The 26394-nt window shown below is 69.5% G+C and carries 26 protein-coding genes and 2 pseudogenes; 8 read left to right on the forward strand and 20 right to left on the reverse strand.

From position 1 onward, the window contains the following. Positions 1–285 precede the first annotated feature (285 nt). Positions 286–696, forward strand: coding sequence for a pyridoxamine 5'-phosphate oxidase family protein (locus J2S55_RS37200; protein ID WP_306870827.1), 411 nt, complete (start codon positions 286–288; stop codon positions 694–696). 76 nt (positions 697–772) lie between these two features. Here the strand turns inward: J2S55_RS37200 and J2S55_RS37205 are convergent, their stop codons facing one another. The 11 genes and pseudogenes from J2S55_RS37205 to aspS form a co-directional block, all read right to left on the reverse strand. After that, on the reverse strand, positions 773–2020 hold the full coding sequence (locus J2S55_RS37205) for a TIGR04053 family radical SAM/SPASM domain-containing protein (protein ID WP_306870829.1): 1248 nt from the start codon (positions 2018–2020) through the stop codon (positions 773–775). A 286-nt stretch (positions 2021–2306) separates the two neighbouring features. Next, positions 2307–2801: a hypothetical protein gene (locus J2S55_RS37210; protein WP_306870832.1), complete on the reverse strand. Its 495-nt coding sequence runs from the start codon at positions 2799–2801 to the stop codon at positions 2307–2309. A 410-nt stretch (positions 2802–3211) separates the two neighbouring features. Further along, positions 3212–4906, reverse strand: a complete 1695-nt coding sequence (locus J2S55_RS37215) for a sensor histidine kinase (RefSeq protein WP_306870834.1) — start codon at positions 4904–4906, stop codon at positions 3212–3214. Positions 4907–5019: 113 nt separating this feature from the next. Further along, complete coding sequence (locus J2S55_RS37220) at positions 5020–6222, reverse strand: molybdopterin molybdotransferase MoeA (RefSeq protein WP_306870836.1); 1203 nt, start codon at positions 6220–6222, stop codon at positions 5020–5022. A gap of 204 nt (positions 6223–6426) precedes the next feature. Beyond that, a complete protein-coding gene (locus J2S55_RS37225; protein WP_306870840.1) occupies positions 6427–6564 on the reverse strand; it encodes a hypothetical protein in 138 nt (45 codons plus the stop codon). Between the two features lie 12 nt (positions 6565–6576). Then, on the reverse strand, positions 6577–7353 hold the full coding sequence (locus J2S55_RS37230) for a DUF2249 domain-containing protein (RefSeq protein ID WP_306870843.1): 777 nt from the start codon (positions 7351–7353) through the stop codon (positions 6577–6579). A 552-nt stretch (positions 7354–7905) separates the two neighbouring features. After that, the gene (locus tag J2S55_RS37235; protein ID WP_306870845.1) at positions 7906–8355 is read right to left on the reverse strand and encodes a hemerythrin domain-containing protein; all 450 of its coding nucleotides are present in this window, start codon (positions 8353–8355) and stop codon (positions 7906–7908) included. A gap of 98 nt (positions 8356–8453) precedes the next feature. Next, positions 8454–9074, reverse strand: a complete 621-nt coding sequence (locus tag J2S55_RS37240; protein WP_306870848.1) for a vitamin K epoxide reductase family protein — start codon at positions 9072–9074, stop codon at positions 8454–8456. Continuing rightward, entirely contained in the window at positions 9074–9835 is a 762-nt protein-coding gene (locus J2S55_RS37245; protein ID WP_306870851.1) for a DsbA family protein, read from the reverse strand. The genes J2S55_RS37240 and J2S55_RS37245 overlap by 1 nt, the downstream gene beginning before the upstream one ends. Further along, positions 9832–10499 (reverse strand): annotated as a pseudogene (locus J2S55_RS37250) (recombinase family protein). Before J2S55_RS37250 ends, J2S55_RS37245 begins: the two are co-directional and overlap by 4 nt. 299 nt (positions 10500–10798) lie before the next feature. Further along, complete coding sequence (gene aspS, locus J2S55_RS37260) at positions 10799–12103, reverse strand: aspartate--tRNA(Asn) ligase (protein ID WP_306870857.1); 1305 nt, start codon at positions 12101–12103, stop codon at positions 10799–10801. A gap of 664 nt (positions 12104–12767) precedes the next feature. On the opposite strand from aspS, the gene J2S55_RS37265 reads away from it, so the two are divergent. Further along, complete coding sequence (locus tag J2S55_RS37265; protein WP_306870861.1) at positions 12768–13961, forward strand: SLC13 family permease; 1194 nt, start codon at positions 12768–12770, stop codon at positions 13959–13961. A 5-nt stretch (positions 13962–13966) separates the two neighbouring features. Beyond that, positions 13967–14467, forward strand: coding sequence for a universal stress protein (locus J2S55_RS37270; protein WP_306870864.1), 501 nt, complete (start codon positions 13967–13969; stop codon positions 14465–14467). A 668-nt stretch (positions 14468–15135) separates the two neighbouring features. Here J2S55_RS37270 and J2S55_RS37275 read toward each other — a convergent pair. Next, positions 15136–15531 (reverse strand): helix-turn-helix transcriptional regulator, encoded by a 396-nt coding sequence (locus tag J2S55_RS37275; protein WP_306870866.1) that lies wholly within the window; start codon positions 15529–15531, stop codon positions 15136–15138. A 256-nt stretch (positions 15532–15787) separates the two neighbouring features. Here J2S55_RS37275 and J2S55_RS37280 point away from each other — a divergent pair, with 256 nt between their 5' ends. Then, positions 15788–16198, forward strand: a complete 411-nt coding sequence (locus J2S55_RS37280) for an STAS domain-containing protein (RefSeq protein ID WP_306870868.1) — start codon at positions 15788–15790, stop codon at positions 16196–16198. 35 nt (positions 16199–16233) lie between these two features. On the opposite strand, the gene J2S55_RS37285 is transcribed toward J2S55_RS37280, so the two are convergent. After that, entirely contained in the window at positions 16234–16437 is a 204-nt protein-coding gene (locus J2S55_RS37285) for a hypothetical protein (RefSeq protein WP_306870870.1), read from the reverse strand. Between the two features lie 172 nt (positions 16438–16609). Between J2S55_RS37285 and J2S55_RS37290 the strand changes: the two genes are divergently transcribed. Further along, a complete protein-coding gene (locus J2S55_RS37290) occupies positions 16610–17008 on the forward strand; it encodes a hypothetical protein (protein ID WP_306870872.1) in 399 nt (132 codons plus the stop codon). A gap of 287 nt (positions 17009–17295) precedes the next feature. Here the strand turns inward: J2S55_RS37290 and J2S55_RS37295 are convergent, their stop codons facing one another. From J2S55_RS37295 to J2S55_RS37305, 3 genes are all read right to left on the reverse strand, one after another. Then, the gene (locus J2S55_RS37295; RefSeq protein ID WP_306870873.1) at positions 17296–17835 is read right to left on the reverse strand and encodes a DUF1062 domain-containing protein; all 540 of its coding nucleotides are present in this window, start codon (positions 17833–17835) and stop codon (positions 17296–17298) included. A gap of 360 nt (positions 17836–18195) precedes the next feature. After that, a complete protein-coding gene (locus J2S55_RS37300; RefSeq protein WP_306870875.1) occupies positions 18196–18432 on the reverse strand; it encodes a hypothetical protein in 237 nt (78 codons plus the stop codon). A gap of 254 nt (positions 18433–18686) precedes the next feature. Beyond that, the gene (locus tag J2S55_RS37305) at positions 18687–19601 is read right to left on the reverse strand and encodes a BRCT domain-containing protein (protein WP_306870876.1); all 915 of its coding nucleotides are present in this window, start codon (positions 19599–19601) and stop codon (positions 18687–18689) included. A gap of 592 nt (positions 19602–20193) precedes the next feature. On the opposite strand from J2S55_RS37305, the gene J2S55_RS37310 reads away from it, so the two are divergent. Beyond that, complete coding sequence (locus tag J2S55_RS37310) at positions 20194–21429, forward strand: IS110 family RNA-guided transposase (protein ID WP_306870879.1); 1236 nt, start codon at positions 20194–20196, stop codon at positions 21427–21429. Here the strand turns inward: J2S55_RS37310 and J2S55_RS37315 are convergent. Then, positions 21332–22714 carry a DUF4158 domain-containing protein gene (locus J2S55_RS37315; RefSeq protein WP_306870882.1) on the reverse strand — a complete coding sequence of 461 codons (1383 nt, stop codon included), beginning with the start codon at positions 22712–22714 and terminating at the stop codon, positions 21332–21334. The two genes, J2S55_RS37310 and J2S55_RS37315, sit on opposite strands and share 98 nt — an antisense overlap. A 270-nt stretch (positions 22715–22984) precedes the next feature. Here J2S55_RS37315 and J2S55_RS37320 point away from each other — a divergent pair, with 270 nt between their 5' ends. Then, a complete protein-coding gene (locus J2S55_RS37320) occupies positions 22985–23791 on the forward strand; it encodes a hypothetical protein (protein WP_306870884.1) in 807 nt (268 codons plus the stop codon). Positions 23792–23851: 60 nt separating this feature from the next. Here the strand turns inward: J2S55_RS37320 and J2S55_RS37325 are convergent. From J2S55_RS37325 to J2S55_RS37335, 3 genes and pseudogenes are all read right to left on the reverse strand, one after another. Further along, positions 23852–24208 (reverse strand): annotated as a pseudogene (locus J2S55_RS37325) (lamin tail domain-containing protein). A gap of 573 nt (positions 24209–24781) precedes the next feature. Next, positions 24782–25147 (reverse strand): DUF2809 domain-containing protein, encoded by a 366-nt coding sequence (locus J2S55_RS37330; protein WP_306870886.1) that lies wholly within the window; start codon positions 25145–25147, stop codon positions 24782–24784. A gap of 495 nt (positions 25148–25642) precedes the next feature. Then, a complete protein-coding gene (locus tag J2S55_RS37335; RefSeq protein WP_306875723.1) occupies positions 25643–25879 on the reverse strand; it encodes a DegT/DnrJ/EryC1/StrS family aminotransferase in 237 nt (78 codons plus the stop codon). A 41-nt stretch (positions 25880–25920) separates the two neighbouring features. Here J2S55_RS37335 and J2S55_RS37340 point away from each other — a divergent pair, with 41 nt between their 5' ends. Then, entirely contained in the window at positions 25921–26391 is a 471-nt protein-coding gene (locus J2S55_RS37340; RefSeq protein WP_306870888.1) for a TetR/AcrR family transcriptional regulator, read from the forward strand. Positions 26392–26394 lie beyond the last annotated feature (3 nt).

The raw sequence follows: 26394 nt of genomic DNA on the forward strand, positions 1-26394 counted from the left end.
CTCCACTGATTGTCATGTAGGGGCTTCACTCACGCTAGGCCCCGCCGGTCCGGCACAGAGCAGGCTCAAAGACCACCGTCATAGGGACCAAAGTCCTTCGTCGTTCTCTCACCGGACCAGGCAGGTGGACGACACCCCGTCGTGCCCGGCCCGATCCTCACCGGCCGGGCGCGACGGTGATGACACCTGACAGCCGGATGGAAGGGAACGGAAGGGACATCGGCGCCGGCAGGAGAGGACTTTCGTCCCTGCCCCGCACGTAGACGATCAGCGATCCTGGAAGGCATGAAACTTGACTCCGCCGGTCTGCAGGTTGTCTTCCCCCAGGAGTGCATGGCTCTGTTGGCGACGGCGCCGATCGGGAGGATCGTCTTCACCGACCGCGCCCTGCCGGCGGTGCAGCCGGTCAACTTCGTGCTGGACGGCACTGACATCGTCATCCGTACCACGGTCGGCTCCAAACTGGCCGCCGCGACCCGCCGGACCATCGTGGCCTTCGAAGCCGACGACTTCGACCCGCAGGGCCGGACCGGCTGGTCGGTGACCGTGGTGGGGCATGCGCGGGCGGTGGACGACCCGCAGGAGGCGGCCCGGCTGGCGGGGCTGCCGCTGACGCCGTGGGCGCCGGGTGAGCGGGACCATTTCATCGTCATCGCGGCCGAGCAGGTCTCCGGCCGCCGGATCGTCGGCGGCTGACCCCGCCGTCCGTGCCCGGCCGCAGCGGGCCGCCGCCTCCGATCGGACGGGGTGGCGGCCCGCTGTCATGTCCCGGTCATGGCGCTCCAACGGCTGCGCCGAGGTACTTCCCCAGGTCGTCCTGGTAGGGGAAGTCGCCGGGCACATACGAGCACCACGGTTCCTCGGCCAGGACGTCGCCGCTGGTGGCGTAGGCCCGGGAGCGGGATCCGCCGCACACGGCGCGGAACTCGCAGGCCCCGCAGCGTCCGGTCAGCAGGCCGGGGTCGCGCAGTGAGGTGAGGACCGGCGAGGTCCGGTAGATCTCCGTCAGCGGACGGTCGCGGACGTTTCCGGCCGGCAGCGGCAGGAATCCCGACGGGGAGACCTCTCCGGTGTGAGAGACGAACACCAGGCCGCGGCCGGCGCTGACGTCGATCGGGGGGCGGCGGGTGCGGGTGGCGCGGACGAGACCGGCGCGTACGGCGCGTCGGTGCAGGGCGCGGTAGACCGGTCCGAGCCCGAGGGCCTGCACGTGGTCGGCGCCGCGGGCCCGCAGGATGTGCCGCTGGATGGCGATGCGGCGAAAGTGGTGGGCCTCGGTGGCTTTGACGGGGACGGCGGCTCCGATGTCGTGGGCGAAGTTGAGGACGTCCTCGGTCTCGGCGGCGGTCAGCGAGGTCAGGCTGCGGCCCCGGCCGGTGGGGATGAGCAGGAACAGGCTCCACAGCAGCGCTCCCCGGTCGCGGACCAGGCGGGCGATGTCGGGCAGGTCCATCAGGTTGGTCTTGGTGACGGTGGTGTTGATCTGCACTTTGAGGCCGGCGTCGAGGGCGGCCTGCCAGGAGCGCAGGGTCCGGGTGAAGACGCCGTCGAAGCCGCGGAAGCCGTCGTGGCGTCCGGCGGTGGCCCCGTCAAGGCTGAGGGAGATGACCGAGGCGCCGGCGTCGCGCAGGCGGGTGAGGGCGACGGGGGTGAGGGCGGGGGTGGCCGACGGGGAGACCGACGGGGACAGGCCGATCTCGCGGGCGCGCTCGACCAGGTCGTACAGGTCGGGGCGTTCGAAGGGGTCGCCGCCGGTGATGACGAACAGCGGGGCGGGGCGGCCGAACGCGGCGATCTGCCGCATCAGGTCCACGGCCTCGGCGGTGGACAGCTCGGCGGGGTCGCGCTCGGGCCTGGCCTCGGCCCGGCAGTGCAGGCAGGCCAGGGGGCAGGCGCGGGTCGCCTCCCAGATGACGATGAAAGGGGCGGCGGCGACGTCGCGGTGGACGTGCCGGACCGGGCGGGCCGTCCGCCCACCCGGTCCGCCCGGGCAGGACTGCGGTTCGGCGGGTCGCTTCACAGGGTGGTCCCTTCGTCCCGGCCGGTGCCGGGCAGGTGGCCGACGACGTCGGCGGCGGTGTGGTCGGCGGGCAGGACGTCGGTGATGCTGGTCCGCGAACTGCCGCCGATGGAGAATCGGGCGGGATCGGCTCAGGCTGCTCATCATCACCGCGCAGTGTCCAGGCGGGTGACCCGCCGGGCCGTGCTGCGCCGCCCGTTGCGGTTCTCCGCGCCGGCCATGACTGCTCGCGGACCTCGCCACAAGAGAGCCCGGGAGTCGATGGATGCCGCCCTGAGGCGGATCGCTACTGCGCCGAGGACAGGACGGTGCCGACCACGACGAACGCGGCGCCGGCGCCCATGAGCACCGCGCCCAGGCCGATGGCCAGGGAGGTGACCTGCCAGGCCTGGTAGGCACTCATCAGGGAGGCGCGCAGCGTCTCCCCCATGAACGCGGTCTGGCGCAGCGCGGTGAGTTTCTCGTCCTGGCCGCCGGCGGCGTGCAGGTCAGCGCTGATCTCCGAGTAGCTGCGTCCCGCGGTGGCCTTGCGCACGTTGCCGCCGATCATTTCGGAGAAGACCCGGGCGTGGGCGCCGTTCTCCACCCGCCGTCCGGCGTAGCGGTCGTACTCGGCGGGCAGGCCCTTGGCCGGAAAGGTGATCTTCTGGCGGATGAGCTCGTCGCGGATCTCCTGCTTGCCGCGCATGCCGCGGACCGTCATGACGGTGCCGGCTGTCAGCATGCTGACGCCGACACCGCCCAGCAGCAGCATCAGTGTCAGCCTTCGCACGTTGTCCACCGTTTCTTCTCCTTACCGACTCACGATTTACCGACTCACGATGAGATCCATGGGGTGGGTGGCCGGTCTGCGACCGGTCCCATGCAGGGCCCTTTTTCCGAGAGGTCCGTGAAGAAAAGGGTGCGGTCTCGGCACGGGCACCGGGCAGGGCCACCGGTCCCTGATGTTCGGGCTGAAAGTCCCATCGACGGGCTCGGGCAGCCAGGGGAGAGGGGAAGGGAGATCTCTCCCGCCCCCGGCAGCTTCGCCGCAGCGGCGACCGCATCCGTCCTGACGTCCGTCAGCGCCCGGATACGGGGCGGTCGGTCAGGCCGCCAGGGCGTTCATCGACCAGTCGACGGACGGCGCCGAGGCAGGTGTGCGCCAGCCGCACACGCGGAGCCGTCCCCGTGCAGGCCCTTCCACCGCGCTCATCCCCGCGCAAGGGGCACCCGCCAGCGTAGGCGGCTCCCGCCGCCCTCGGCGCGCTCCGCGGTGAACGCGCCGCCCAGGCGCGCGGCCCGGTCGGCGAGGTTGCGCAGCCCGCTGCGCCGCCCGTCCTCGGGGATGCCGATGCCGTCGTCGCTCACCTCCAGCAGCAGCGTGCCCTTACTGACCCCCACCAGCACCTGGGCCCTGCTCGCCCGGGCGTGCCGGGCGACGTTGGACAGCGCCTCGCGCAGCACCGCCCGCAGCTGCCCGGCCACCTCCTCGGGCACCGTGTTGTCCAGCGGGGCCTCCATCCGGATGCTGGGCATGAAACCGAGCTGCTCGCGCGCCGCCTCCACCAGCTCCGTCACCTGGCCGCGCAGGCTGCAGACCTGGCCGGCCTGCGGCGGCGACTGCAGCGCGAAGATCGTGGAGCGGACCTCCTTGATGGTCTGGTCCAGCTCGTCCACCGCGTGCTGCATCCGGGTCGTCGCGGTGGGGTTGTCGACCATCTCAACCATGCTCATCAGCGTCATCGCCACCGCGAACAGCCGCTGGATGACCACGTCGTGCAGGTCCTTGGCGATGCGGTCACGGTCCTCCAGCAGGCCCAGCCGTTCGGCGTCGCGGCGCGCGTCGGCCAGCTCCAGCGCGACCGCGGCCTGCCCGCCCAGCGCCTCGGCCGTGCGCAGGTCCGCCTCGTTGAACGGCGGCGACCCGGCCTGCTTGGCCAGGCTCAGCACGCCGTGGACCGCCTGCGGCTTGCCCAGCGGGACGGCGATCGCCGCGCTCAGCGGCACCTGCTCCAGATATGCCGGATAAGCCATGCGCACCTTCACATCCAGTGCGGTCTGTGGCTGCCCGGTATGCGCCACGGCGGCGGCCAGGGAGTCCTCCATCGGCACCGCGCAGCCGCGCAGGTGCTCGGCGCCGAGCCCTTCGGCGATCTCGATGCGCATGGTCTCAGCCAGGGGGAAGCTCACGGTGACCGTGTCGGCGCCGGTGAGCTCCATGGCGCGCCGGGCCATGACGGTGAGCACCTCGTCCGGGTCCTCACCCGACAGCAGACTGCTGGTCACCTCCGTGGACACCCGCAGCCAGTTCTCCCGGCGCTGGCTCTCCTCGTACAACCGGGCGTTCTCGATCGCCACACCGGCGGCGGTGGCCAGCGCGCCCACCACGATCTCGTCCTCCTCCTCGAAGGCCGCGCCGCCGGCCTTCTCGGTCAGATACAGGTTGCCGAACACCTCCTCGCGCACCACGATCGGCACGCCCAGGAAGCTGCGCATCGGCGGATGTCCCTCCGGAAAGCCATAGAAAGCCGGGTGTTCGGTCAGATCGGCCAGTCGCAGCGTCCCGGGTTCCTTGATCAGCAGTCCGAGCAGGCCCTTGCCGTGCGGCCAGTGGTCGACCCGCGCGATCTCCTCCTCGGCCATTCCCACCGGGATGAACCGCTCCACCGTGCCGCCCTCGCCGATGACGCCGAGCGCCCCGTAGCGGGCCTCGACCAGCTGGGTGGCGGCCTGGGTGATGCGCCGCAGCACCGTCTCCAGGTCCAGGTCGCTGCCGATCGAGACCACGGCCTCCAGCAGGGCGTGCACTCGGTCCCGGGTGGCCAGCACCGCCTCCAGCCGGCCCTGCAGCTCGGCCAGGAGGTCATCCAGCTGCATGCTCGGGAGCAACGACTTCTCGTCCATCCTGGCTCCTTTTCCCTGAGTGAGGCCGGACTGCCTGTCAAGGTGCCCTCCTCGATCGACGCCCTCTTGGGGGCTCTTCATCGAACGCGTCAGACGGAGCTTCAGGTCCGCTCCTACAGCCCGGCTGAAAGGATGAGCGGAGCGGGCTCATGGCTCCTCCAGCCGGCAGGCACCGCGGCCAGCGCGTCGCCGATGGCCGCGCCGTTGAGGAACGCGGAACGCTGCTTGCCCAGTACGCGGGCCACAGCGCCGTCCCACCTCACCGGCAGGACCTGGGTGCGGTCGGGGGAGAACGGGACCTGACCTGTCAGCGGCACAGGAGGCAAGACCGGCAGCCGCCGCCCGGCCAATCCGGCCAGCAGGGGGGCCAGCAGCGTATGCGCCGCGACCAGGGCGGCGTAGGGGTTACCGGGAAGGCCCACCACCCACCGGCCGTCGGCGAGCTGGGCCAGTAACTGTGGATGGCCGGGACGGCAGGCCACCGTGTCGACGATCCAGCGCACCGCCCGCTCGTTGAGCAGCGGCCGCAGATGGTCGGTGACACCGACCGAGGTGGACCCGGTCACCGCGAGCACCTCCGCCGCGCCGGCGGCGGCGAAGGCATCGGCCAGCGCGCCGGGCCGGTCGGGTACGTGGCAGACGGCCGCAGCCTGCCCGCCCATGTCCTGCACCAGCGAGGGCAGCATCGGGCCCAGGGCGTCGCGCACCTGGCCGGGGCCCGGCCTGCCGCGGTGGACGAGCTCGTCGCCGGTGACCAGGATCTGTACCCGGGGCCGCGGCCGGACCTGCAGCGCGTCATAGCCGCACGCGGCGGCCAGGCCGAGCAGCGCGGGGCCGATCCGGCTGCCCGGGGAGGCCAGGTGGGTTCCGGCGGGGGCGTCTTCACCCGTGCGGCGGATGTGCCGGCCCGGCGTGAGCTGCGGGCCCTGGACCCGGTCGGCATCGCGCACGGCCAGCTCCACCGGGAGGACCGCATCGGCCCCGGCAGGCACCGGAGCGCCGGTGGAGATCTCCACCGCCTGTCCCGCCTGCAGCTCACCGGCGGGAAAGACGGTTCCGGCCCGTATCGCGCCGCACACCTGCCACGGTCCGGTGCCCGCCACGGCGAATCCGTCCATCGCCGCGGTGTCGAAGGCCGGAGCCGGTGAGCGGGTGACGATCTCCTGGGCGAGGGTCAGCCCGGCGGCCTGGGCCAGGTCGGCCGGCTGCGCCGGCACCGGCCGCGCCGAGGCATGGGCGAGCCGGCGTGCCTGCTGCCAGGACACGTTGTGGAACCCCGTTGCAGCGCTGTCGGCGCTGGTAGTGACGGTGATCATGCCGGCACCGGGCCAACTGCCGCCCGGATGCGTTCATTGCCGCAGCGGTGTGTCCTGGCCTGGATCCGGCCATCTCTCCGCCCTACGCCCCGCACCGGGGCGATGCGGAAGGAGATGGGTGGGGCTGTTCGGGTCGTGCGGGTCATCATGCTCCTGACGTCCTTCATGTTTCGCACCCCGAGGGTGCAGGGCCGGCACCGCCCATCACCGGCGGCGGGACGGATCCCCCAGGCCGCCGGTGGCGCCGATCAGGCCGGTGACCGAGCCGACCTTGTCGGCCGGGGCGATCTGGGCGACCGGCGCGAAGGTCGCTCCGCTGCCCGCGCCCAGGGCCGCGGTCATGGCCACCGGCGGTCAGGGACGGCCGATGCGCACCCGCCACACGGCCGGACCGGACTCGGCGTAGTCCCAGGTGAACTCGCCGGGGTGCTCGGCGGCGAACTGGTAGTAGAGGGGCTTGGGGTCGTGGTCGTTGACGAGCACGAACGACATGCCCGCGGGCAGTTCCCGGAACGTGGCGAAGATCTGCTCGTGGCGCTGGGCCGGGACCAGCCGGCGCACGTCGAGCTCGCCGACGACGAGAGCGCCGTCCGCGTCCTCCGCCGCCGGTTCTCCGGCGCCGCATCCGCACCCGCATCCGCACCCGCCGGCCTCGGCCGGGGCGCCGAGGATCTCATGCATCCCGTCGAGCAGGGCGGCGAGGTCGACGCCGGCGTCGGCGAGCGCGGGCAGCAGGAGCTCGTTCTCCTTGTCCAGGTGCGACTGGAACAGGGTGTTCAGCGCGGCGGCGGCCGCGACGACCTCCCCCCACGTGCTCGCCCGCTCCAGCTCGTCGACCCGGTCACGCAGCAGGACGTGCTCGTCGCGCATGGCCTGCGCGAGCAGCCTGGTCGCGGGCAGCGCGTCGGCGACGCGGTACAGCGTCTCCTCCTCGGCCTCGGCGTGCGGGAGCACCTCCTCGGCGCAGAAGGTGACCAGCACCTCCTGCCGGGCGGCCGGGGACTGCAGCTTGTCGATGGAGCGCACGATGGTCACAGTGTGGTCGGACATCGTCCGGCCGAGCTGGTCGTGGTGGGCGCGGATCGTCGCCAGGACGGTGTCCTGCGGGCTTCCCGCCGTCTGCGTGGTCATGAGGACTCCTTGTCCGTTCTCCGGCCGGTGCGCCGGTGGTTGCCGCGGGTTCCCGGGGTGTTCCGGGCCCTTTTCCGGGGGCCCTCCCGGATGGCGGGAAGGCCCCGAGGTGCGCGCCCCTGTGCGTTGAACAGCGGGGCGCTGGGGTGGCGCTCTCCGACGCCGGGGAGGACCACCACGACGAGGCGGCTCTCGCTCGCCGGCCGCGCGGCGACGACGCCTTCGGATGTCCGGGGAGGGTGGACCCGGACATCCGAAGGCGGCGTCATCGCCCGTCGAAGGCGTGCCGGACATGGACGACGGCCATGGGCACCGCGAGCCGGCCAGGCGGCGGATCGGGCACACATCGGACATGACCGGAACACCGGGCGCGGCCCTCAGAGGCCCGTCACCGGCCCAGGTCACCCGGGACGGGACCCTGGACCCCGGATCTGCGGGTCCTTCGGCCCCCAGCGGCCGTCACCGGCCTCGCCCGGGGGGCAGTGGTCGCCCTTCGGGAGGTGCACGGTCCACGGGGGCGGAGACCGTGCACCCGCCGGAGGGCGACCACTTCTACCCTCCGACCGTGGACTGCTGCGGAGTGATGCGGTCCCAGGCGGAGATCGGCAGCATGATCACCGAGGCGGGGAACAGGCCGTGCTCCTCGCTGTCGATGTGCCGGCGCAGCTTCCCGATCGCCTCCAGCACGGCCGCCCAGTCCGGTGCCGTGCGGTCGACCGTGCCGAACACCTCGTGGATCTCGTCATGCTCGGCGCAGAGCCTGTCGACCGCCTCGGCCAGGGACCCCTCGGCACGCAGTTCGGCGAACAGGCCGTTCTCCTCGGTGGCGGTGTGCGGGATGAGCTGTGCGAGCAGCCCGTCGAGGAGGGATAGGGCGTCGCCGTACCGGCTCTCGTTGATGGCCCGGCGCAGGGCCCCGGCGGTCTCCTCGATCTGCCAGTGCTCCTCGGAGAGCCGGCCGATCAGCGGGAAGTCCCGGCAGCCGCAGTAGTTGCACATCATGATCCTTCGACGTCATCGTGTGGGCTCCAGGATGTCTGGTGGTGGCTTGTCGGAATTAGAGGAAGTAGACCTTTCGGATAGGGCCGTTCGTCCCTGCGTCATGCCATCAGCGTGGAGCCGTACTTCAGGACGATCGCCAGGATCAAGGTCAGGATCCAGACAGTGACGGCGATGACGTCAAGGTCGGCCTCGATGAACCTGGCCGCTCCCGCCTGCACGCGGGGCGGCAGCGGCAGGTTGCCGTCGCGGATGTTCACCTGGGTCAGCGTGAAGAACACCAGCGTGGTGGACACTGTCACCAGCAGGCACCACGGGCACAGCGCGCCGATCACGAACATCGACTGGAAAAGCAGCCAGCAGGCGAAGACGAGACCGAGGGCGTAGACCATCTGGGCGGTGAACATGAACCAGCGCGGGAAGCGCACGCCGCCCAGGCTCGCGACCGCGATGGTGATCACGACCGGTTCGGCGATCAGTCCCAGGAAGGCGTTGGGGAACCCGAACAGCTGCGCCTGCCAGGAAGCGCCGACCGTCCCACAGCTGATGACGGCGTTGATGTCGCACGACAGGCTCGTGCTCGGGTCGGCCGCCAGGGCCAGGGCGTCGACCGAGAGCACGAAGGAGGCGGTCAGGCTCAGGCACGCCGACAGCAGCATGGTTCCGAAGATCCAGCCGCTCGTGTGCCGGAGGTGGTGCAGGCGGGCCAGAACGGTGGTCATCACGATCCCTTGGCCGCGACGATGGCCGCCGTCAGCGGGCCGGCCGTGTACAGGTCGCCCTTGAACACCTCATCGTTGATCTTCACGGTGGGCGTGCCGGAGATCCCCGCCTCGAACACCGCAGCCGTGGAAGCCGTGACCCACGGCTCGAAGATCCGGTCGGTGAAGAGGTTCACGACATCCTGCGGCACGCCGGCGTCACGGGCCAGGGCGGCGATCTCGTCGTCGGACAGGCCGCGGCTTCCCTCGGCGGGCTGGCGGGCGAACAGCGCGGTGTTGAAGGCCAGGACCTTGCCGGGCGCGTGGTCGGCCACCGTGGCGGTGGCGTTGGAGGCCCGCGTGGAGTATTCCGTCCCGCTGGACATCCGGTCCAGGAACGACAGCGGATACAGCTCCAGCCGCACCGTGCCGTCGGCGACCAGGCGGTTCAGCTCGGCGCTGTTGGCCTGCTCGAAGCGCCCGCAGAACGGGCACATGTAGTCGAGGTAGACCGCCAGTCTCACCGGCGCGGCGGCACTGCCGAGAGCGAGGGCCCCGCTGGTCGTGGCGATCGCCGGAGCGGCTGTCCTGCCCCGCGGCGCCGTACTTTCCCCGGAGCCTCCTGCGGCGTTGACGAGACTGATCACGATGGCGGCCAGGAGAGCCACGATGAGCACCCCGCCACCACCGGCGGCCAGGCGGATGCGCTTCTTCCTGCGGCGCTCGGCGGCGGTCCTGACGTCGCGCAGCTCGCGGGATCTGGCCCGCGCCGGTGTACTCATGGTCTCGTCTCCCGTGCTCCTGCATGGATGAAAGATCGGGCACCACGGCTGCGGCGTTGCCGCCTCTTCGGCCGGCGCTCGGGCATGGCCCGGTCGGTGCTCGCTGGTGGTGCCCACCGCACAGCCTGCAGTGAACCGCCCCTTACGGACCGGAGGCTAAAGTCCCTTACCGCCGCGACCTCCGTCCCAGAGCGGACAATGGGGACTCGATGTCGAGGACGCTCGAGTCTCGTCGTCGCATGGTCGGCTTCCGGGCCCGATGTCAACTGACGCACCGGTGGTGTCCAGCACGAGATTGGGTAGGGCATCGCCGGGGGACGTCCGAGGCGCTGGCCTCGAGCCTTGGCGGCGGCCGAGCCCTCGTTGGTGCCCTCGATGATGAGTTCACGGACGAACTCCGCGAGCGCGGCGAACACGTGAAACACCAGCCGTCCTCCCGGCGTGGTGGTGTCCAGGGCCTCCTTCAGCGACCGGAACCCGATGTCGCGTTGCGCAGGCCGGCGACGATCGCGATCAGGTCCTGCAGGGAACGGCCGAGCCGGTCCAGCGACGGTACGACCAGCGTGTCGCCCTCGCGCAGGTAGTCCAGGGCCTTCCAGAGGCATGGAGAAAGGCCCGCCCGGACCTTCCGCTGTGCACGGCGGAAGGATCCATGGCGAGCCATCGGTTCCCTCCGGTCGATAGGCAAGCTGACGCTGACGCATGGAGTGCGCCGGCTGGTCAGCTCCAGTCCCACCTCTGGAGCTGTCCGGCCACACTCAACAGTTCTGACTCTTTCCCGATGGGCGTCGAAAGTGAAAAACCCTAGGAAACCGGTAGGGCTCAGCGCACGATCCAGTGCACTTGCGCGCTGGTCGGCAGATTTCCGAACCTACGGCCTTGACAGGGGTGGGCCGGCGTCCAGACGTCACCGCGCCTGCGGGTCTTCAGCGCAACGATCCGCGAGGGTCTCACCGGTATCGTTCACGGAGCGAGCCGGTGCAGGTCGCGGGGGAACAGCGTGACCTGGCGGACGTTCGGCACGTCGAGCAGGCGTGCCATGAACCGTTCCAGCCCGAATGCGAAGCCGCCGTGCGGCGGCATGCCGTAGCGCATCGCGTCGAGATATCCCGAGTACGCCGACAGGTCACTCTCGCCGCGCGCGGTCAGTGCTCGCACGTAGTCGGCGTGCCGGTGCATCCGCTGACCGCCGCTGACCAGCTCCAGGCCACGAAAAATCAGGTCGAACGCGCGCGAGTAGCCGGGCCGCGCCGGGTCCGGATGTGTGTAGAACGCGCGATGCGCGGTCGGGTAGCCCTCGACGAACACGAAGTCAGAGCCATACTCACGCAAGGCCCATTCGCCGATCCAACGCTCATGCGCCGGCGCGAGGTCAGATTCGGCGGTCACGTCCTGGCCGGTCGCCCTACTGATCATCTCGAGTACGTCGGCGAAGTGCACCACCACGGGTTTCTCCGTCAGCGCCGGCATGGTGACGTCGAGAAGCTCGAGTGAGGGACCGGCCGAGGCGTGGATGTTGGTCAGCATGCCCCCGACCGTCGCGTGGCACGCGGCGATGACGTCGCGGTGGTCTTCGATGAAGCCCATCTCGGCATCGAGGGAGGTGTAGGACGCGAGGTGGCGGGCGGTGTCGCTCGGCTCGGCGCGGAAGACCGGTCCGACTTCGTAGACCCGCTCGAAGACGCCGACCATCATCTGCTTGTAGAGCTGAGGAGACTGCGCCAGGTACGCCGGACGGCCGAAGTAGTCGAGCTTGAAGACGTTGGCGCCGCCCTCGGTCGCCGCACCAACGATCTTCGGGGTGTGGATCTCGACGAACGACATCGCTTCGATCGCCGTGCGGAACCCGCCGACCGCGGCCGCGCTGACGCGGTGGGTGGCGGCGAGCTTCGGGTGGCGCAGCGCGACCGGCGCATGGTCGAGCATTGTCGGCAGGCTCGCGCGCAGGTCGGGCCGGTAGAGGTCGAACGGAGCCGGCTCGGCGGGGTCGGTCAATGCCTCGATTACCGGCGAGGTGATCTCGACGCCGCCCGGCGCGGACGGCTCGACGGTGACCGTGCCGACGACGGCGACCGTCGTCTCTTCCGGCAGGGTCTCCAGCTGAGCACGGGCGGTCTTTTCGGACACGACAATCTGGGTCAGGCCGGCGGCGTCGCGCAGGATCAGGAAAGCGACCGACTTCAACAGTCGGCGACGATGAATCCAGCCTGCGATGCGTACGGTCTCGCCGACGTGTGCGGACAGCTGGGTGGACAGGATGCGTTGCACGGTGGTGGCCTCCTCTGGTTCGCAACGCGTCCCCTGAGAGGCGTGGGCGAGCGGGATCCTCGCGGTACCACCACACCTTCGCCACGCCGCGAACTCGTGCGGCGTAGCCTCTGCAAACCCTTGACGTGGGCGATTCGGCGGGACTCTACTAGGCCCGAGGGCCGTTCTTCCCCGCAGCTCAGGAGGGTCTTCACGCCCCGGCCGGAGTCCGCCTTCGCAGCTGCCGGCGGCTCTCTCCAACTCCGGTGATCGAGGTGCTACTCGGCTCCGTCGTCGCTGTTGGGCGCTACCTTACCCGGATCGCGCCCAGTTCATCGACCGAATTGTCACCGCTGATTTCGGTGAGGCGGGAATTACCGACCTGCGGCGCGGCGCCGCCGAAAGGCGCCCCCGAATAACCCGGTGGACAATCCTTAACGGGACACCAGCACAACGGGACACCAGCACAACGGGACACCAGCACAGATTCTTGACCATCGCTACCACACCGCCGCTCAAGATCAACTATTTGCGGTTGGCGACACGTTCCTTACCAACACCCTTACTGGGACCCCTACAACGAACTCCTCGCGCCAGGACTCCACCCGGAAAGGTTCCGACCCTGAACGCCTCACTCGCAGAAGCACTGTCCGTCGTCCTGCTCCTGGCGGTACTGGCCTGCGCGGTGATCCGGCCGTGGGGCTGGCCGGAGGCGGTCGTGGCCGTCCCCGCCGCCGGGGTGGTCATCGCCACCGGCGCGATCTCGCTCGACCACGCGGCGACCGAGGCCGCCCGGCTGGGCCCGGTGATCGGCTTCCTCGCGGCCGTCCTGGTCCTGGCCCAGCTGTGCGACGACGAGGGCCTGTTCCACGCCTGCGGCGCCTGGATGGCCCGCCGGGCGGCCGGCCGCCCCCGCCGCCTGCTGGTCCTTGTCTTCGTGACGGCCTCGCTGATCACCGCGGTGCTCAGCCTGGACGCCACGGTGGTACTGCTGACCCCGGTGGTGTTCGCCACCGCCGCCCGGCTGGGCGCTCGCGCCAAGCCGCACGTCTATGCCTGCACCCACCTGTCGAACACCGCCTCGCTGCTGCTGCCGGTCTCCAACCTCACCAATCTGCTGGCGTTCGCCGCCAGCGGCCTGACCTTCACCCGCTTCGCCGGGTTGATGGCGCTGCCCTGGCTGGTCGCCATCGGGGCTGAGTACGTGGTGATCCGCCGCTTCTTCGCCACCGACCTGGACGCGGGCGCCGAGGCCCCGCTCGCCTCCGAGCCCCGCGAACTGCCGCTGTTCGCCCTGCTCACGGTGGCGGGCACCCTGGCGGGTTTCGTGCTGACTTCGGCGCTCGACATCAACCCGGCCTGGGCGGCGGCCGCGGGCGCGGCCGTCCTGGCGGCCCGTACGCTGGCCCAGCGCCGCACCACCCCTACGGTGATCGTGCGGGCCGCGGCCTTGCCGTTCTGCGCCTTCGTGCTGGCGCTGGGCATCGTGGTCCGGGCGGTGGTCGACAACGGCCTCGCGGGCGCGCTGGGCCACGTGGTTCCTGCCGGCACCGGCCTGGCGGCCCTCCTTGCCACCGCGGCACTGGCAGCCGTACTGGCAAACATCATCAACAACCTGCCCGCAGTCCTGGTGCTGCTGCCGCTGACCGCCCCCACCGGACCGGGCGCCGTCCTGGCCGTGCTCCTCGGCGTGAACATCGGCCCGAACCTCACCTACGCCGGCTCCCTGGCCACCCTGCTGTGGCGGCGGATCGTGCGCGAACACGACACCGACGTGGAGCTGGGCGAGTTCACCCGGCTCGGTCTGTTCGCCGTGCCCACCGCGCTGCTGCTCTCGGTGGTGGCACTGTGGGTGTCACTTCAAGCGATCGGAGGCTGAACGCGATGACCGTCATCGTCTGGATCGTGGAGGGCACCTGGCCCGCCTGCGTCGACGCTGCGCGCACCCACGCGCCCAAGAGCGCCGACGTGGTGCTGCTGCACGTCACCGGCTCCGGGGTGCCGGGCGCCGCGCACGGCGCCTACGCCGGGCTGCTGGGCCGCGCACGCCCCGACCGCGACCCCGGCACGCGGGTGGAGCACCTGGCCGCCGCGGCGGGTGAACAGCTCCTGGCCAGCGCGGCCGAGCGGCTGGGACGCCCGTGCACCCGGCGAGAACACTCGGGCCGCGTCGAGCGGGAAGTCGTGGCCGCCGCCGAAGGCGCCGACCTGCTCATCCTCGCCCGTGACGGCGACCGTACCCACCTCGGACCCCGCAGCCTCGGCCCCGCCAGCCGATTCATCGTCGACCACGCCCCCTGCCCCGTCCTGCTGGTCTGGCCGGAGACCGCCCCCAGCACGGCCACCATCCCGCCGCCGCCACCCCACCCGCCGCACCACCGCTAGCCACGGCCAAACCGTCACCGCTCCGGGACCAAGATCAAGGGCTTGGAGCCAACCGCTGTTCCGTTGTTCCCCGAGGCCGCACGCCTGCACCCGCGGTAGTGCCAGATGTAGGGATCCGCCCCGGGCTCAGGCTCATACACCGCCCGGGAGGTCTCCCGCGGGACGACCATGCACGCCCCCGTCTCCAAGGTGCTGTCCGCCACCAACATCGGCCCGGGAACGTCGTCCCGTCCAGCGGACCGCCTATCAAGGTCACGTGTCGCTCGGTCATGACTCCGACCCTGGACTGCAGGCCGAAGGCTCGCCAGATGCGCAGCGCGCTGGACGGTGAGATGCCCACCTGCCGGGCAAGTTCCCGTTTCGATCAGTGAGCGGCGCCCTCGGGCACTTCCTCCAGCGTGCGTATCACCACCTGTTCAACCTGCGCACCGGTGATGGTGCGTGGCGCGCCGGGCCGGGGCTCATCATGCAGTCCCGGTCCGGCGGCTGCTCGCCGGGCTCGCCGAGTGCAACCCCTGATGGCGTAGCGCCAAAATCCGGTCCGGTCCTCCCCGAAGGCCGATACGTGAGAGGGCCATCCCCTGATCATGCCTGATCGTGTCGATGCCGACTAACAACGCTTGTCGGCCCCTTCGGGCAGCATCGAGGGCCGATGCGCATCAGGAATGTCAGCCAGAAGCGGCAGCGCCTGGTTGATGCTCGGGAGAGTCGATCGGGGCCGTTGAGGTGTCGGCGTGGCGGGCGGTGGGTGCACCGCCGCTGGGCAGGTCGTGCTGGGTGAAGATGTCGATGAGCAGTCGGATGGGCAGGTTGGCCTCGGTCGGATAGCGGAAGCTGCGCTCGGGGTTGAGGGTGTAGTGGTTGCGGCGGCCGACTTTGCCGCGGGTCAGGTAGCCCTCCTGGTGCAGGTCGGACACGATGCCCTGCACGGCGCGTTCGGTGATGCCGATGCGGGTGGCGATGTCGCGCAGGCGGGCGTGCGGATCGCGGGCGATCTCCAACAGCACCCGGGCGTGGTGGGTCAGGAACGTCCAGGTGGAGGTGGGCTCGTCAGAGCTGCTCATGGCCATGTCGCATCTTTCGGGGCCGGCGGTTCGGCGTGGTGGTAACGGAGGCGAAATGTGTCTACCATAAGATGTTACCGGAAGCTCCTTTCCGGTAACTGTCTTCTCGAAACAGGCTGCGGGTGAGATGATTCCAGTCAACCGCTCTTCCTCCCTCGGTGGAGGTCCACATGCCTGCTCTCCAGCCCCAGCGCAGCTGCATCTGCCCGCCCTCCCGGAGCCCCGCCGGCCACGTCCCGCCTTTGCCCGCAGCTCCATGACCATCCACTCCGGCATCCCCGAATCCGACGACACCGTGCCCCACGACACCATTGACGCGGTCATCTATGTTGATCGCCAACTGCGCCTGACCTATCGCCCCACGCCTGGCACGACCCTCATCCGGCTGATCGGCGAGATCGACGCCACCAACCGCACCGCGCTGGAGGAAACGCTGACCCGCGCCAGGTGCGGCGACGATCGTCTCCTGATCGATGTCGGGCACCTGCGTTTCGTCGACGTCGGCGGGATATGCCTGCTGGCGAAGCTATGTCACACGGGCGCGGCCTGTGTGGTCAACACGCCGCCGCCCATGCGTCGTCTGGCGAATCTGCTGGGACTGTTGCCGGGCGTCGATGCCCTGGTCGGCGCCATGGAGCACGGACACGACCAGCCGCGACAGGGATAGGCCGGCCACTCGGTCGCGGTCTTTCACGGCTTCGGTCACATCAGCGCCTCGTGCACGCCCGGCGTCGAGTACGCCTCGTCCATCGGGTCCCCCAGCGTCGGCGCCCGCCGGTCGGCGAGCTGTCCGCCGAGCCTACGGGGGGTCCCGGTAGTATCGGCGAAATCTTCAACGGATACGCAGGTCAGAGCTTCCTTGAAGACCTTCGGGAACAGCTTGGAAGGCGGGCCGCCGACCTGCATATCCGCTGCTTTACGCGTCGTTGCTACTGGGACCCCTCCAGTGCTCGCCGGGCCCTTGGGCAACGAAACGAGAAGCGTTCTACGGCTGTTCGCCGGGACGCGCTGGGATGCTTGGCGCATTGCTCGGGCTGCTGGAGGTCCCGGAGGGTCGCGGTTCTCGGAGCTGGAGCGGTTGCGGCAGGCGCCGAAGCGGCAGCCGGGCGCGGAACTGGTACGGGCATTGAAGCGGGTGAATGACCTCGCTCGGTTCGAGCTGGGGCGGGTCGAGGTCTCCAAGGTCCCGATCCGGCGAATGAAGACCCTGGCCCGGTACGGGGCGAGCAGCAAGGCACCGTTGCTGGCCCGTCTGTCGGAGCCGCGGCGAACGGCGACGCTGGTGGCGGTGACGCGGTCGTTGGAAGCGGAGGCGATCGACGACGCGCTCGATCTGTTCGCGCTGCTGACGGCCACCAGGCTGATCAGTCCCGCGCGCCGCAAGTCGAGCGGTGACCGTCTGGCGATGCTGCCGAAGTTGGAAAAGGCGTCCCAACGGCTGTCTGCGGGTTCCTCAACCCCGGGGACGCGGGCGTAGCGGGACGGTGAGGCGACCGAGGTGTGCCCGGAACAGGGGAGCAAGGTCGAGGTGTCGGCGCCGTCCTCGGCGGCCCGGGTGAGGGCGGAGTGGCGCAGCCGGTGCAGCGTCCACGGGCCGTCGGGCAGGCCGGCGGTGACACTGTCACCTGGTGCCGACGTACCCAGCACCGGCTGCACCGCCACGGTCGCCAAGAATGCCAGCTGGATCCGCGTCGACCTGGCCAAGGCAGAACACGGCAGAGCCGTGTTCTGCCTTGGCGGAAAGCGTCGCACCGATACTTGGGCCTACTGAACCGACCACACCAGGACGAATGAGAAATTCAGTTCCGTCCTGCGGTTCAGCGGGATATCGATCTTGACTCTGCGAGCGACCTCGTTACGGCTGATGCCTAATCCATGAGCGATGAGCCGTTCGGGACGGACCGGCACGGGGGCGTCGAAGGTGACCGTGATCTGAAGGGGCCACGGATTCTCGGGAACGGGAGGTGCGTGGAGTTCCCAGCACCCGTCCCAATCGAGCGCGAACCGGTTGCGCCGGGCGATCAACGGGTCGAGAAGGGTGTCCACGACGAGGGAAGGCGAGTCGGTCGAGTAACCGGCCAGAAGGTCAGCGGGCAGTGAGCGGACCGGGACGCGGTCGTGGACGGTGAGCTTGCCGGTCCGGCCACAGGAAACGCAGTTGACCAGGAGCCAGACGTCGAGAAGCTTGCCGTTGGCGTTGACGCGGAACCTGCCGTTGCCGATGGTGGCGCGGCCGGAAGGGCAGGCCACGCACCGGAAGGCGAGCAGAGGCAGGCGGGTGCGCCGCACCACCCAGGGCAGCACGATATGAGGATGTGAAGACATGATCTCTCTGAAGACCTGACGAAGAGCATGGGAAACAGAGCCGACGGCGTCGCCGGCGACCGATGCGCAGGGAAGTGTCAGGTCTAAAGAGCAGGCGGCGTCATGCGCGCGAAGTCCTCACGTAGGGGTGAGGACCCAAGATAGGTGACCACTATCCGCAAGATCCACCCGTTTTCGCGACCGCCGTCAGCGGGAGGTTCGGAAAGCCCGGGGCCGGGGGAGGGGCAGGGCGGCTGAGGTGGTGCGCAGGCCGTCGGTGAGCAGGAGGAGACAGCGCTTGCGCTCGGCTCCGGCGATCCGGTCACGGAGGTTGCCGTGAATCTCGACCAGCCGGGCCCGTCAGTCCCGGGACGGCATCACATACAGCGTGTGCGTGCCGTCCAGCCACTCCCGGTCGATCTCACGGCCGGTGATGCGGCCGATCAGGGTCAGCGCGGAGCTGATGCTCTCCTCGATCGAGGTCCCCTCTCGACCGCTGCCGAGTTCGAAACGCAGTCCTTCCAGGTAGGGGTCCAGCGCATGGGGGTCGGCTCTGTCGCGGAGCGCGGGGTAGGTGACAGTGAGACTCGTGATCATCTGACCGTCGATCGCGTGATCAAGGGTTCCGTCCCCGTTGATGTTCCAGCTGACGCTCAGCGCCCGGCCCGAGTCACGAGACAGGGCGGACAGTCCGTCCATCGTCGCGCAGCCGGAACCGCTGATATCGCCAGGGCGCTCGCGCGGCCGGCTGTCGACCCTGACTCCACGGTGCTGGCGGCGGCCGCGCGTCACGCCGCCGGTCGGTGGGCGGCCCGCGATATGAGAGCGGGCCGCCCACCGACCAGCGGGCGTCACAGGAAACCGTCGAGCATGGCGGCGAACTCCTCCGGGGTGACGACCCGCACGCCCAGCTCCTCGGCCTTGGCCTTCTTCGAGCCGGCCTTCCCGCCCGCGACCAACAGCGAGGTCTTCGCCGAGACGCTTCCGGATGCCTTGCCGCCGGCACGCTCGATCAGTTCGTTGACCTCGTTGCGCGACAGCTCCTGCAGCGGGCCGGTCATCGTCCCGGTGGCCACCACCGACATGCCCGCCAGCGACAGCGCGGCGACCGGTGCGTCGCCGGTGCTGTCGTCATCGACGGCCAGGGTCGCTGCAGGGGCGCCGGGCTCAGTCATGTTGACGCCCTCCGCGATCAGCTTGTCGATCAGCGGCCGCAGCTCGGCCAGCTCCTCGAGCATGAGCTTGGCCTTATCGGCCCCCATCCCGTCGACGGCCTGGACGGCCTCGGCGTCGGCGGCCAAGACGGCCTCCATCGTGCCGAAGTGGCGGGCGATGCGCCGCGACATCGACCGGCCGGTCCCACGCACGCCGAGTGCGCAGAACACCCGGCTCAGGGGCTGTTTCTTGGCCTGCTCGATGGCGGCCAGCAGGTTGTCGGTGGAGGTCTCACCCATCCGCTCCAGGCCCAGAACCTGTTCGCGGGTCAGGGAGAACAGGTCGGCGAAATCGGCGATGAATCCCGCATCCAGCAGCTGCTGGATGCGGGAGGTGGCCAGCCCCGCGATGTCGAGCTGGTCGCGGCTGGCGGCGTAGCTGATGGAGGCGATCGCCCGGCAGGCGCGGCCGCGCACGCACCGCCACCGCTCCTGGGAGGCGTCGATCGCGTCGCCACAGTTCGGCGTCCCGCTCCCGAGCGTGTCCCCAGCCCCAAGGTAGATCGGCCGCTGCAGCTCATGGGCCTTGGGGCTCTGCTCTGCCCCACCCATTCCGAGGTCGGGTTTCGGCATTGTTCGGCGGCGCGTTGACCGGGACCGAATTGGTGCGCCACACCGTCTCATCGTGCTGACCTGCGGTTGTGCCGTCCGGGTGACCGGGCAGAACCTGTGTTCTGTCCGGTCACCGGCCCAGATGGCGGCTAATCGCACGTTGTGAGCAGGCGCCAGCCTCAGAGCCTGACTTGGCGAGGGCACTGGATGCCTATCCCCAGACCGGCCGGGACTGGTGTCTGCTCGTCGAGCGATCCGCCGCCGTTGTGATCGATGGATGCCGGGCTGATGAGCCTGACTTTTGGGAGGGTCTCCCAGATCTGCCCCCCGACCGGCCCTCCTGGCGTTCTCCCGCCACGACCCCGGCTTTTCGACGAGCGTGGTGTTCGTGGTTCGAGCCCGTCTGCGGGATCGACCTCCTCAACGCGGCCGAGCCGGTGAGCTCTTGCGGCAGAAGGAGGCCCCGTGGATCGCTGGGGTCGCGAACGGCTGATCGGATGTCGGACCGGCGAGTCCTTCGATTAGCGGGCCGCGCGTCTCCGCTGCGGTTTGGAGCTGCACCGATGGTCGGCTGCCTGTCCTTGGAAGAACATTGACGAAGCTGTTTTGCGGGATCGACTGGGCCGAACACCACCACGACATCGCCATCGTCGACGACACCGGTGCCCGGGTCGCCAAGGCCCGCATCAGCAACGACGCCGCGGGCCTGCGTGCGCTGCTGGAGCTGCTGGCCGGCGTCGGCGACCACCCGGACGACCCGATCCCGGTCGCGATCGAAAAACCGCACGGCCTACTGGTGGCCTGTCTGCGCGCGACCGGACGGCAGGTGTTCGCCATCAACCCCTACGCGGTCTCACGCTATCGAGACCGGCATGGCGTCGCGCGCAAGAAGTCCGACGAGCAGGACGCGTTGATCCTGGCCAATATCCTGCGCACCGACATGACCGCGCACCGGCCGCTGCCCGCCGACTCCGACCTGGCCCGGGCGATCACCGTGCTGGCCCGCGCCCAGCAGGACGCGGTCTGGGACCGCATCCAGCTCGGCCAGCGGATCCGATCGCTGCTGCACGACTACTTCGCCGCCGCCTTGCAGGCCTTTGCGCACCTGCGCAACGGCGGCGTCACCAAGGCCGAGGCCCGGGTCGTCCTCGCGCCGGCGCCCACTCCCGCCCGCGCCGCCGTCCTCACCCGTGGACAACTGCGGGCCGCGCTCAAACGGGCCGGGAGGGCTCGCTACCTCGACCGAGACGTCGAACGACTTCACGCGATCTTCCGCGCCGAACACATGCGGTTGCCCGACTTGATCGAGCAGGCCATGGGTCACCAGCTCACCGCCCTGCTCGGCCAGCTCGAAGCGGCCTGCACGGCTGAGCAGAACCTGGCCACCCGCGTGCAGGAGGCCTTCGCCCAGCACCCCGACGCCGAGATCATCACCAGCTTCCCCGGTGTCGGCCCGCTGGTCGGTGCCCGCCTCCTGGCCGAGATCGGCGACGACCGGACCCGCTTCACCGATGCTCGCGGCCTGAAGGCCTATGCCGGCTCGGCGCCGGTCACCCGAGCCAGCGGCAAGTCGCGGCACATCATGACCCGCAAGGTGAAGAACGACCGCCTGGCCGCCGTCGGCTACATCTGGGCCTTCGCCGCATTACGGCCCTCACCAGGCGCGCGGGCGCACTACGACCGCCGCAAAGCAGCCGACGACGCCCATACCGCAGCTCCGCGGCACCTGTTCAACCGACTGATCGGCTGCCTCTATCACTGCCTCCAAAAGCGCCGAACCTACGACGGGTCCATCGCCTTTCCACCTCGTCCAGCAGCCGCCGCTTGACACCACAACATGCTCGGATGTCTGGGGACACGTTCGGGAGCGGAGGGCCGATCAGCTCGATCAGCCCGCGCCGATAATGACCGGTGTAGGAGGCCTTCAACGTGGTCTGTACCGTACGCCGGTAGATCGGCCCCTTGGTCTTGAACTCCTTGACCAGATCGCGCAACGTCTCCTCCCCGCCCCGCACTGCCGGGAACACCACCTGCCGCACCGTGCCGTCCGGCTCCGCGAGCGCCGCATCGGCAATGGTGAACAGTAGGTTCTCCTTGGCCGAGACCCGCTTGAAGGCGTTGACGAGCTCCTCGGTGACCTTGCGCTCGGCCCGCGCGCCGATCCGGTGAACCGTGGCGATCAGCAGGTCGACCAGGTTGTCGGTCACCTCCCGCTCCCGCTCGGCCACCAGCGCCGCCAGCAACGTCACCGCGCCCGCCGGCGAACTGGCCGCCCGCCGCCGCAGATGCGAGGGCGACTCCACCATCGCCCGCGCCTTCCACCCAGCCAGGACCTTGGGCGCCACGTCGGCGAACAACCCCGTCGGCAGCCCGATCGCCCGGATGGCGTTCAGCTTGCCGATCTCGGTCAGCATCGACTCCAGGCTGACGTTGCCCGGCATCGCCTTGATCAGCGCCAGCACCGAGCCCGCATCCCCCGCCCCGTCGTCCTGCTCCTCCGCTTTTCCGGGATTGAACTCGTTCTCACGGTCGATGTCGCTGTCCGTGTGGCCGTCCTCGGCCGCTCCCACCAGGCCCAGCAGGCGCGCCTGAGCGGTCGCGCCCACCCGATCGGCGATCCGGGTGAACCAGGCGGCCTCGGCCGTGTGCAGTGCCGAGCGAACCATCCGCGTCACCCGGGCCGCGGCAGGTGGTTCGATCCGATCGCGGCGGCACCGCGCGAGCAGTTCCTCCCGCACACGGTCGGGGTGACGCTCGGCATGCGCGATGTTGACCGCCAGCCAGTCGGTCAGCTTGTCGGCGTCGGCAACGCCGCACACCCGAAAGCCCAGGTGTTCCCGGATCTGCGTGCGGTGGTACTCGATGGTGCTGCCCGACCAGTCATACAGCCCCAGCTCCGTCGCGGGCACCTTCATCTGCCGCGCCACATGCTCCACAGCCTCATCCGGGAGCTCGGCCCGGCCACGAGGAAAGCGACCGTGCTGGGTGTAGAACTTCAGCAGCGCGAAGCCCAGCCGCGTCGCACCGCGTTTATCTGAGACAAGTCCTCTCTCCTCCTCCAGGACCGTCCAGTGCTCGACCAGGTCGTCAATGCCTAACGGCGCGCGCTCCATGCCAGAAGATCCACGGTGGCGCCGTCACCATTACAACTCCCTCATCACCATGATCACCCGCGTTTGGGGCTGGTGACACGTTCGTTAACGGCACCCCAAGCCCCCGAGGAGGCACTGGCCGCCTCGGTGGCGCCGCTGCCGTGTCCGTCCGCCGGCGGTGTACACCCAGGCGATGTCGGCCACCGGCGGCCCGTCAGACGGGGTCCGTTTTCGCGTTGCCCTCTGGCAGGATGATCTTCCCGCACCACCCCTTCATGAAGGACATCCCCCATGAGACGATGGCTCGCCCTCGCGGCCGCCACACTGATCGCATCCGCCGCCGCTGCGGTCCCCGCAGCCGCGCAGACCGGCCCGCCCGACCCGGCGCAGGCGGTCAAACGGCAGTTGCGGGCCGAACGCGGCGTGCAGATCGCCGAGATCTCCCACACGATCTTCAAGGACGGGACCTCGGCCCGGTTCCGGTTCAACAGCAGGCTGCAGCTTGGCCCCGCCGGTCCCGTTGCCGCCGACAGCACTATGCAGTGGGTGCTTGACCCGAAGAGCAGGGGAATGGCGGAAACCAACGAACTGCTGGCCGACCTGGCAAGCCCGGCCCAGATGACCGTCGTCGGCGGGTACCTGTACGCCTCCGGCCTCTACTCGCTACCTCAGGGCAAGACCTGGGCGAGGTCGCGGGCGCCGAGGCCCGACGCCCAGTACGCCACCGAGGCCGCCACCCAGCAGACGGCGGTCAACGTGTTCGACCCGGCTACGTTGAAGGCCTTGCTGAAGGGGGCGACGGTCAAGCCAGTGCCCGACGGGTTCTTCTATCAGGGCACGCTCACCAGGCCGACGATCTCCTGGCGTCTGTGGACCGACGCCGCGGGCCTGCCCAAGCGCCTGCTGACCAACAAGCATGTGACCGGCAAGTACAAGACCGCGAAGATCGAGAGGATCGACACCCGCTACGCCGATTGGGGGATGCCGATCGTGGTCGTTCCCCCGCCAGCCGATGAGGTGATCGACTACGAGGATCTGGAGGATCCCTTCGGTCTGTTCAAGCCTGAGCCGAAGGAGCTCATCAACGCGTTGCGGTAATGAGCCGGCACCCCGCTGATCTTCGGACCGGCGGGGCGTTTCCACATGTCAGGGGTGGGTCTACGCGCAGTTGATCCAGTCGACCCGGGTCGAGTTGTAGGAGCAGGAGTCGACGAGCCGCGCGGAGGCGTTGCGGATGGAGGCGGTGTCCTTGTCGTTGTTCCAGACGTAGGCTCGCCGGCCCCAGTAGACGGTGCTCGTGCCTGACTGGCCCCGGCCGGTGCGGATGGTGAGTTTCTTGCCGGCACCGAGGATCTGGTCGTCCCCGAAGCTGTACTAATAGCCGGTCTTGTCACGCAGCGTCCATCCGGCCAGGTCGATCGCGGTGCGGGTGGTGTTCTTGATCACGACGTACTCGCCGTTGAGGCTGGCGTTGCTGCGCAGGTCCGAGCCGGGCGAGTCGTAGTAGACCTTCACGATTTGGACCGCCGGAAGGGCCGCCGCCTGGGCAGAAACGGCGGGGGCGAGCACGACGGCAGCGGCGAGAACAGCGGCCTGGACCAGGGGGAGACGCGCCGGTGAGTCCTCCAGCGTGTGAGCAATGAGATGCCTGTGAGACTGCTGATCCCGGGTGTGGGTTGGCCGGTGGGCCCGATTCGGTTGGGGCTCCAGGAGGTGAGCAGTCCAGCCGGGGTCCGGCCCACATAAGCCCAAAACCCACATTCGATCTCGCTGGGCTGCTGATGTACCGGATAACGCACCCGAGTCGCGCGGCGATCGTTCCGGTGAACCCGCAGGTCGCCGATACCTTGGCGACGGCCATGTACCGGATAACCGTCCCTTATCCGGTACATCAACCCGTGTCCGCCGCGCGCCGCCCATCAGGCTCCTCGCCAGTGGCAACGCCTGGTGAATGTGGGTTTCGGGCTTATATGGGCCGGACCTCGTCCTGCTTTTGCAACGGCTGGCCGCCGCGCAGGACGAACCCGATGACCTCGCCGCTGTGGGGCATCCGTACCGCCAGCGTGCCGGTGGGGTGGAGTCCGAGAGTCAGCCGGTCTGATCACCGGATCGGACCAATCGGCGTTCCCAGGCCAGAGCCGCGACCACACCGATGGCATAGGCGACCAGGTCCCATGGGTCGGGAAACGCGCCGACCAGGACACCGCCGATGCCCGGCGGGGTCATGCCGACTATTTGGTAAAACTCGACGGCGGCGGCGATCGCGGCCGTGGCCAGGGTGCGGCGTGCGGCGGTGGTGCGCCACAGCAGCCCCAAGAACGCGTAGACCAGCATGGTGGCGCCGACGTCGCTCACGTAACCGCGGATGAACGGTTGTCCCGGGCCCCGGTAGAAGAGGGCGAACGCGCCGACGGCGAGGGCGAGGCCACCCAGAAGGACCATGGTACGGCGCATGAGATTGACATCTTCTCCGAATCTCAACGATCAGGGCGAACCTGATCATAGAGCTCGTCCCTTATGGCGGCATGCTGATTGCGGCAGGTCAGCGACCGCGGTGGAGTGCCATGGCGACGGCATGCCAGCACGCTGGAACGTAGTGACGATCCATCCGGAATGAGGCCCGACCAGATGAAACAGTGCCCCGCGTGGTGTGAGGAAGAGCACTCCAACACCCGTTCATGATCCACCGAATGTGGGTTTTGACCTTATGTGGGCTGAACCCCCAGCCGGGCTGCACGTTCGGGTGTGCCGTCTGCGCGGCCAGCGGCCCTCCAGCGGGTCGAGCGCGGCTGCGGCGTCCATCCGGCCTTGGAGATCGTCGGAGGCGAAGACCGGCAGGTCCTGGCTGACCCGTTCGATCGTCATGCTGGGCGGGGTGTCGGCGTCAGGCCGCAGCCGGTAGTTGCGGCCCAGACGGCTGCCCGCGGGCATCCCGGGCGCGTCGATGGCTCAGTGGGTGCGATAAGCCGCCGCGCGGGCGGCGATGACCGGGTTGTCGATGAGAAGGTAGCCGCCCTCACCGGCGGCGTAGATCTTGCCGTCATTGAGGCTGAAGCAGCCAACCTCCCCGAAGGTCCCGGCCAGCCGCCCGCGGTGACGACTGCCCTGAGCCTGGCAGGCGTCCTCGATCAGGTTCAGGTTCAACTGCCGGGCCAGCGCGGCCAGCTCACAGAGTTCAGGAATGATTGTTCTTGACTAATTGTTCCTAAACTCGATACGGTCCTGCCATGGGTCGACCGCGAGGATTTGACGAGGCCATGGTGGTCCAGATGGCCGCGGAGCTGTTCGCCAGCCGCTCCTACGACGGCATCTCCATCGACGAGCTTGTCGCTCATCTGGGAGTGCACCGCAACAGTCTCTACAAGACGTTCGGTAGCAAGCGCGGCCTCTACCTGGCCGCGCTGCGGTGGTCGCTGGAGCATCACCTGGCGCCGATGATCGAGCAGATCACCCGGGCCGGCGAGCCGGAGAGGGCGGTGCGGAGCGCGCTGGAGGCGCCGGGCCTGGATCTGCTGTTGATGGCCACGGCCGAACGAGCGCCAGAAGATGCCGAGGTGGCCAAGGAGGTCGGTGGCGCGATCACTGCCCTCGACCACGCCGCCGCATCATCCCTTGGCCTCGACGCGCCCGCGGCCGTCCGGTTCACCGCGCAACTGTTGGGCCTTCGGCTACGGGCCAGGGCGAGCAACCTCTCCTAAGGA

This window comes from Streptosporangium brasiliense (assembly GCF_030811595.1).
In the GTDB taxonomy this organism is placed as follows: Bacteria; Actinomycetota; Actinomycetes; order Streptosporangiales; family Streptosporangiaceae; genus Streptosporangium; species Streptosporangium brasiliense.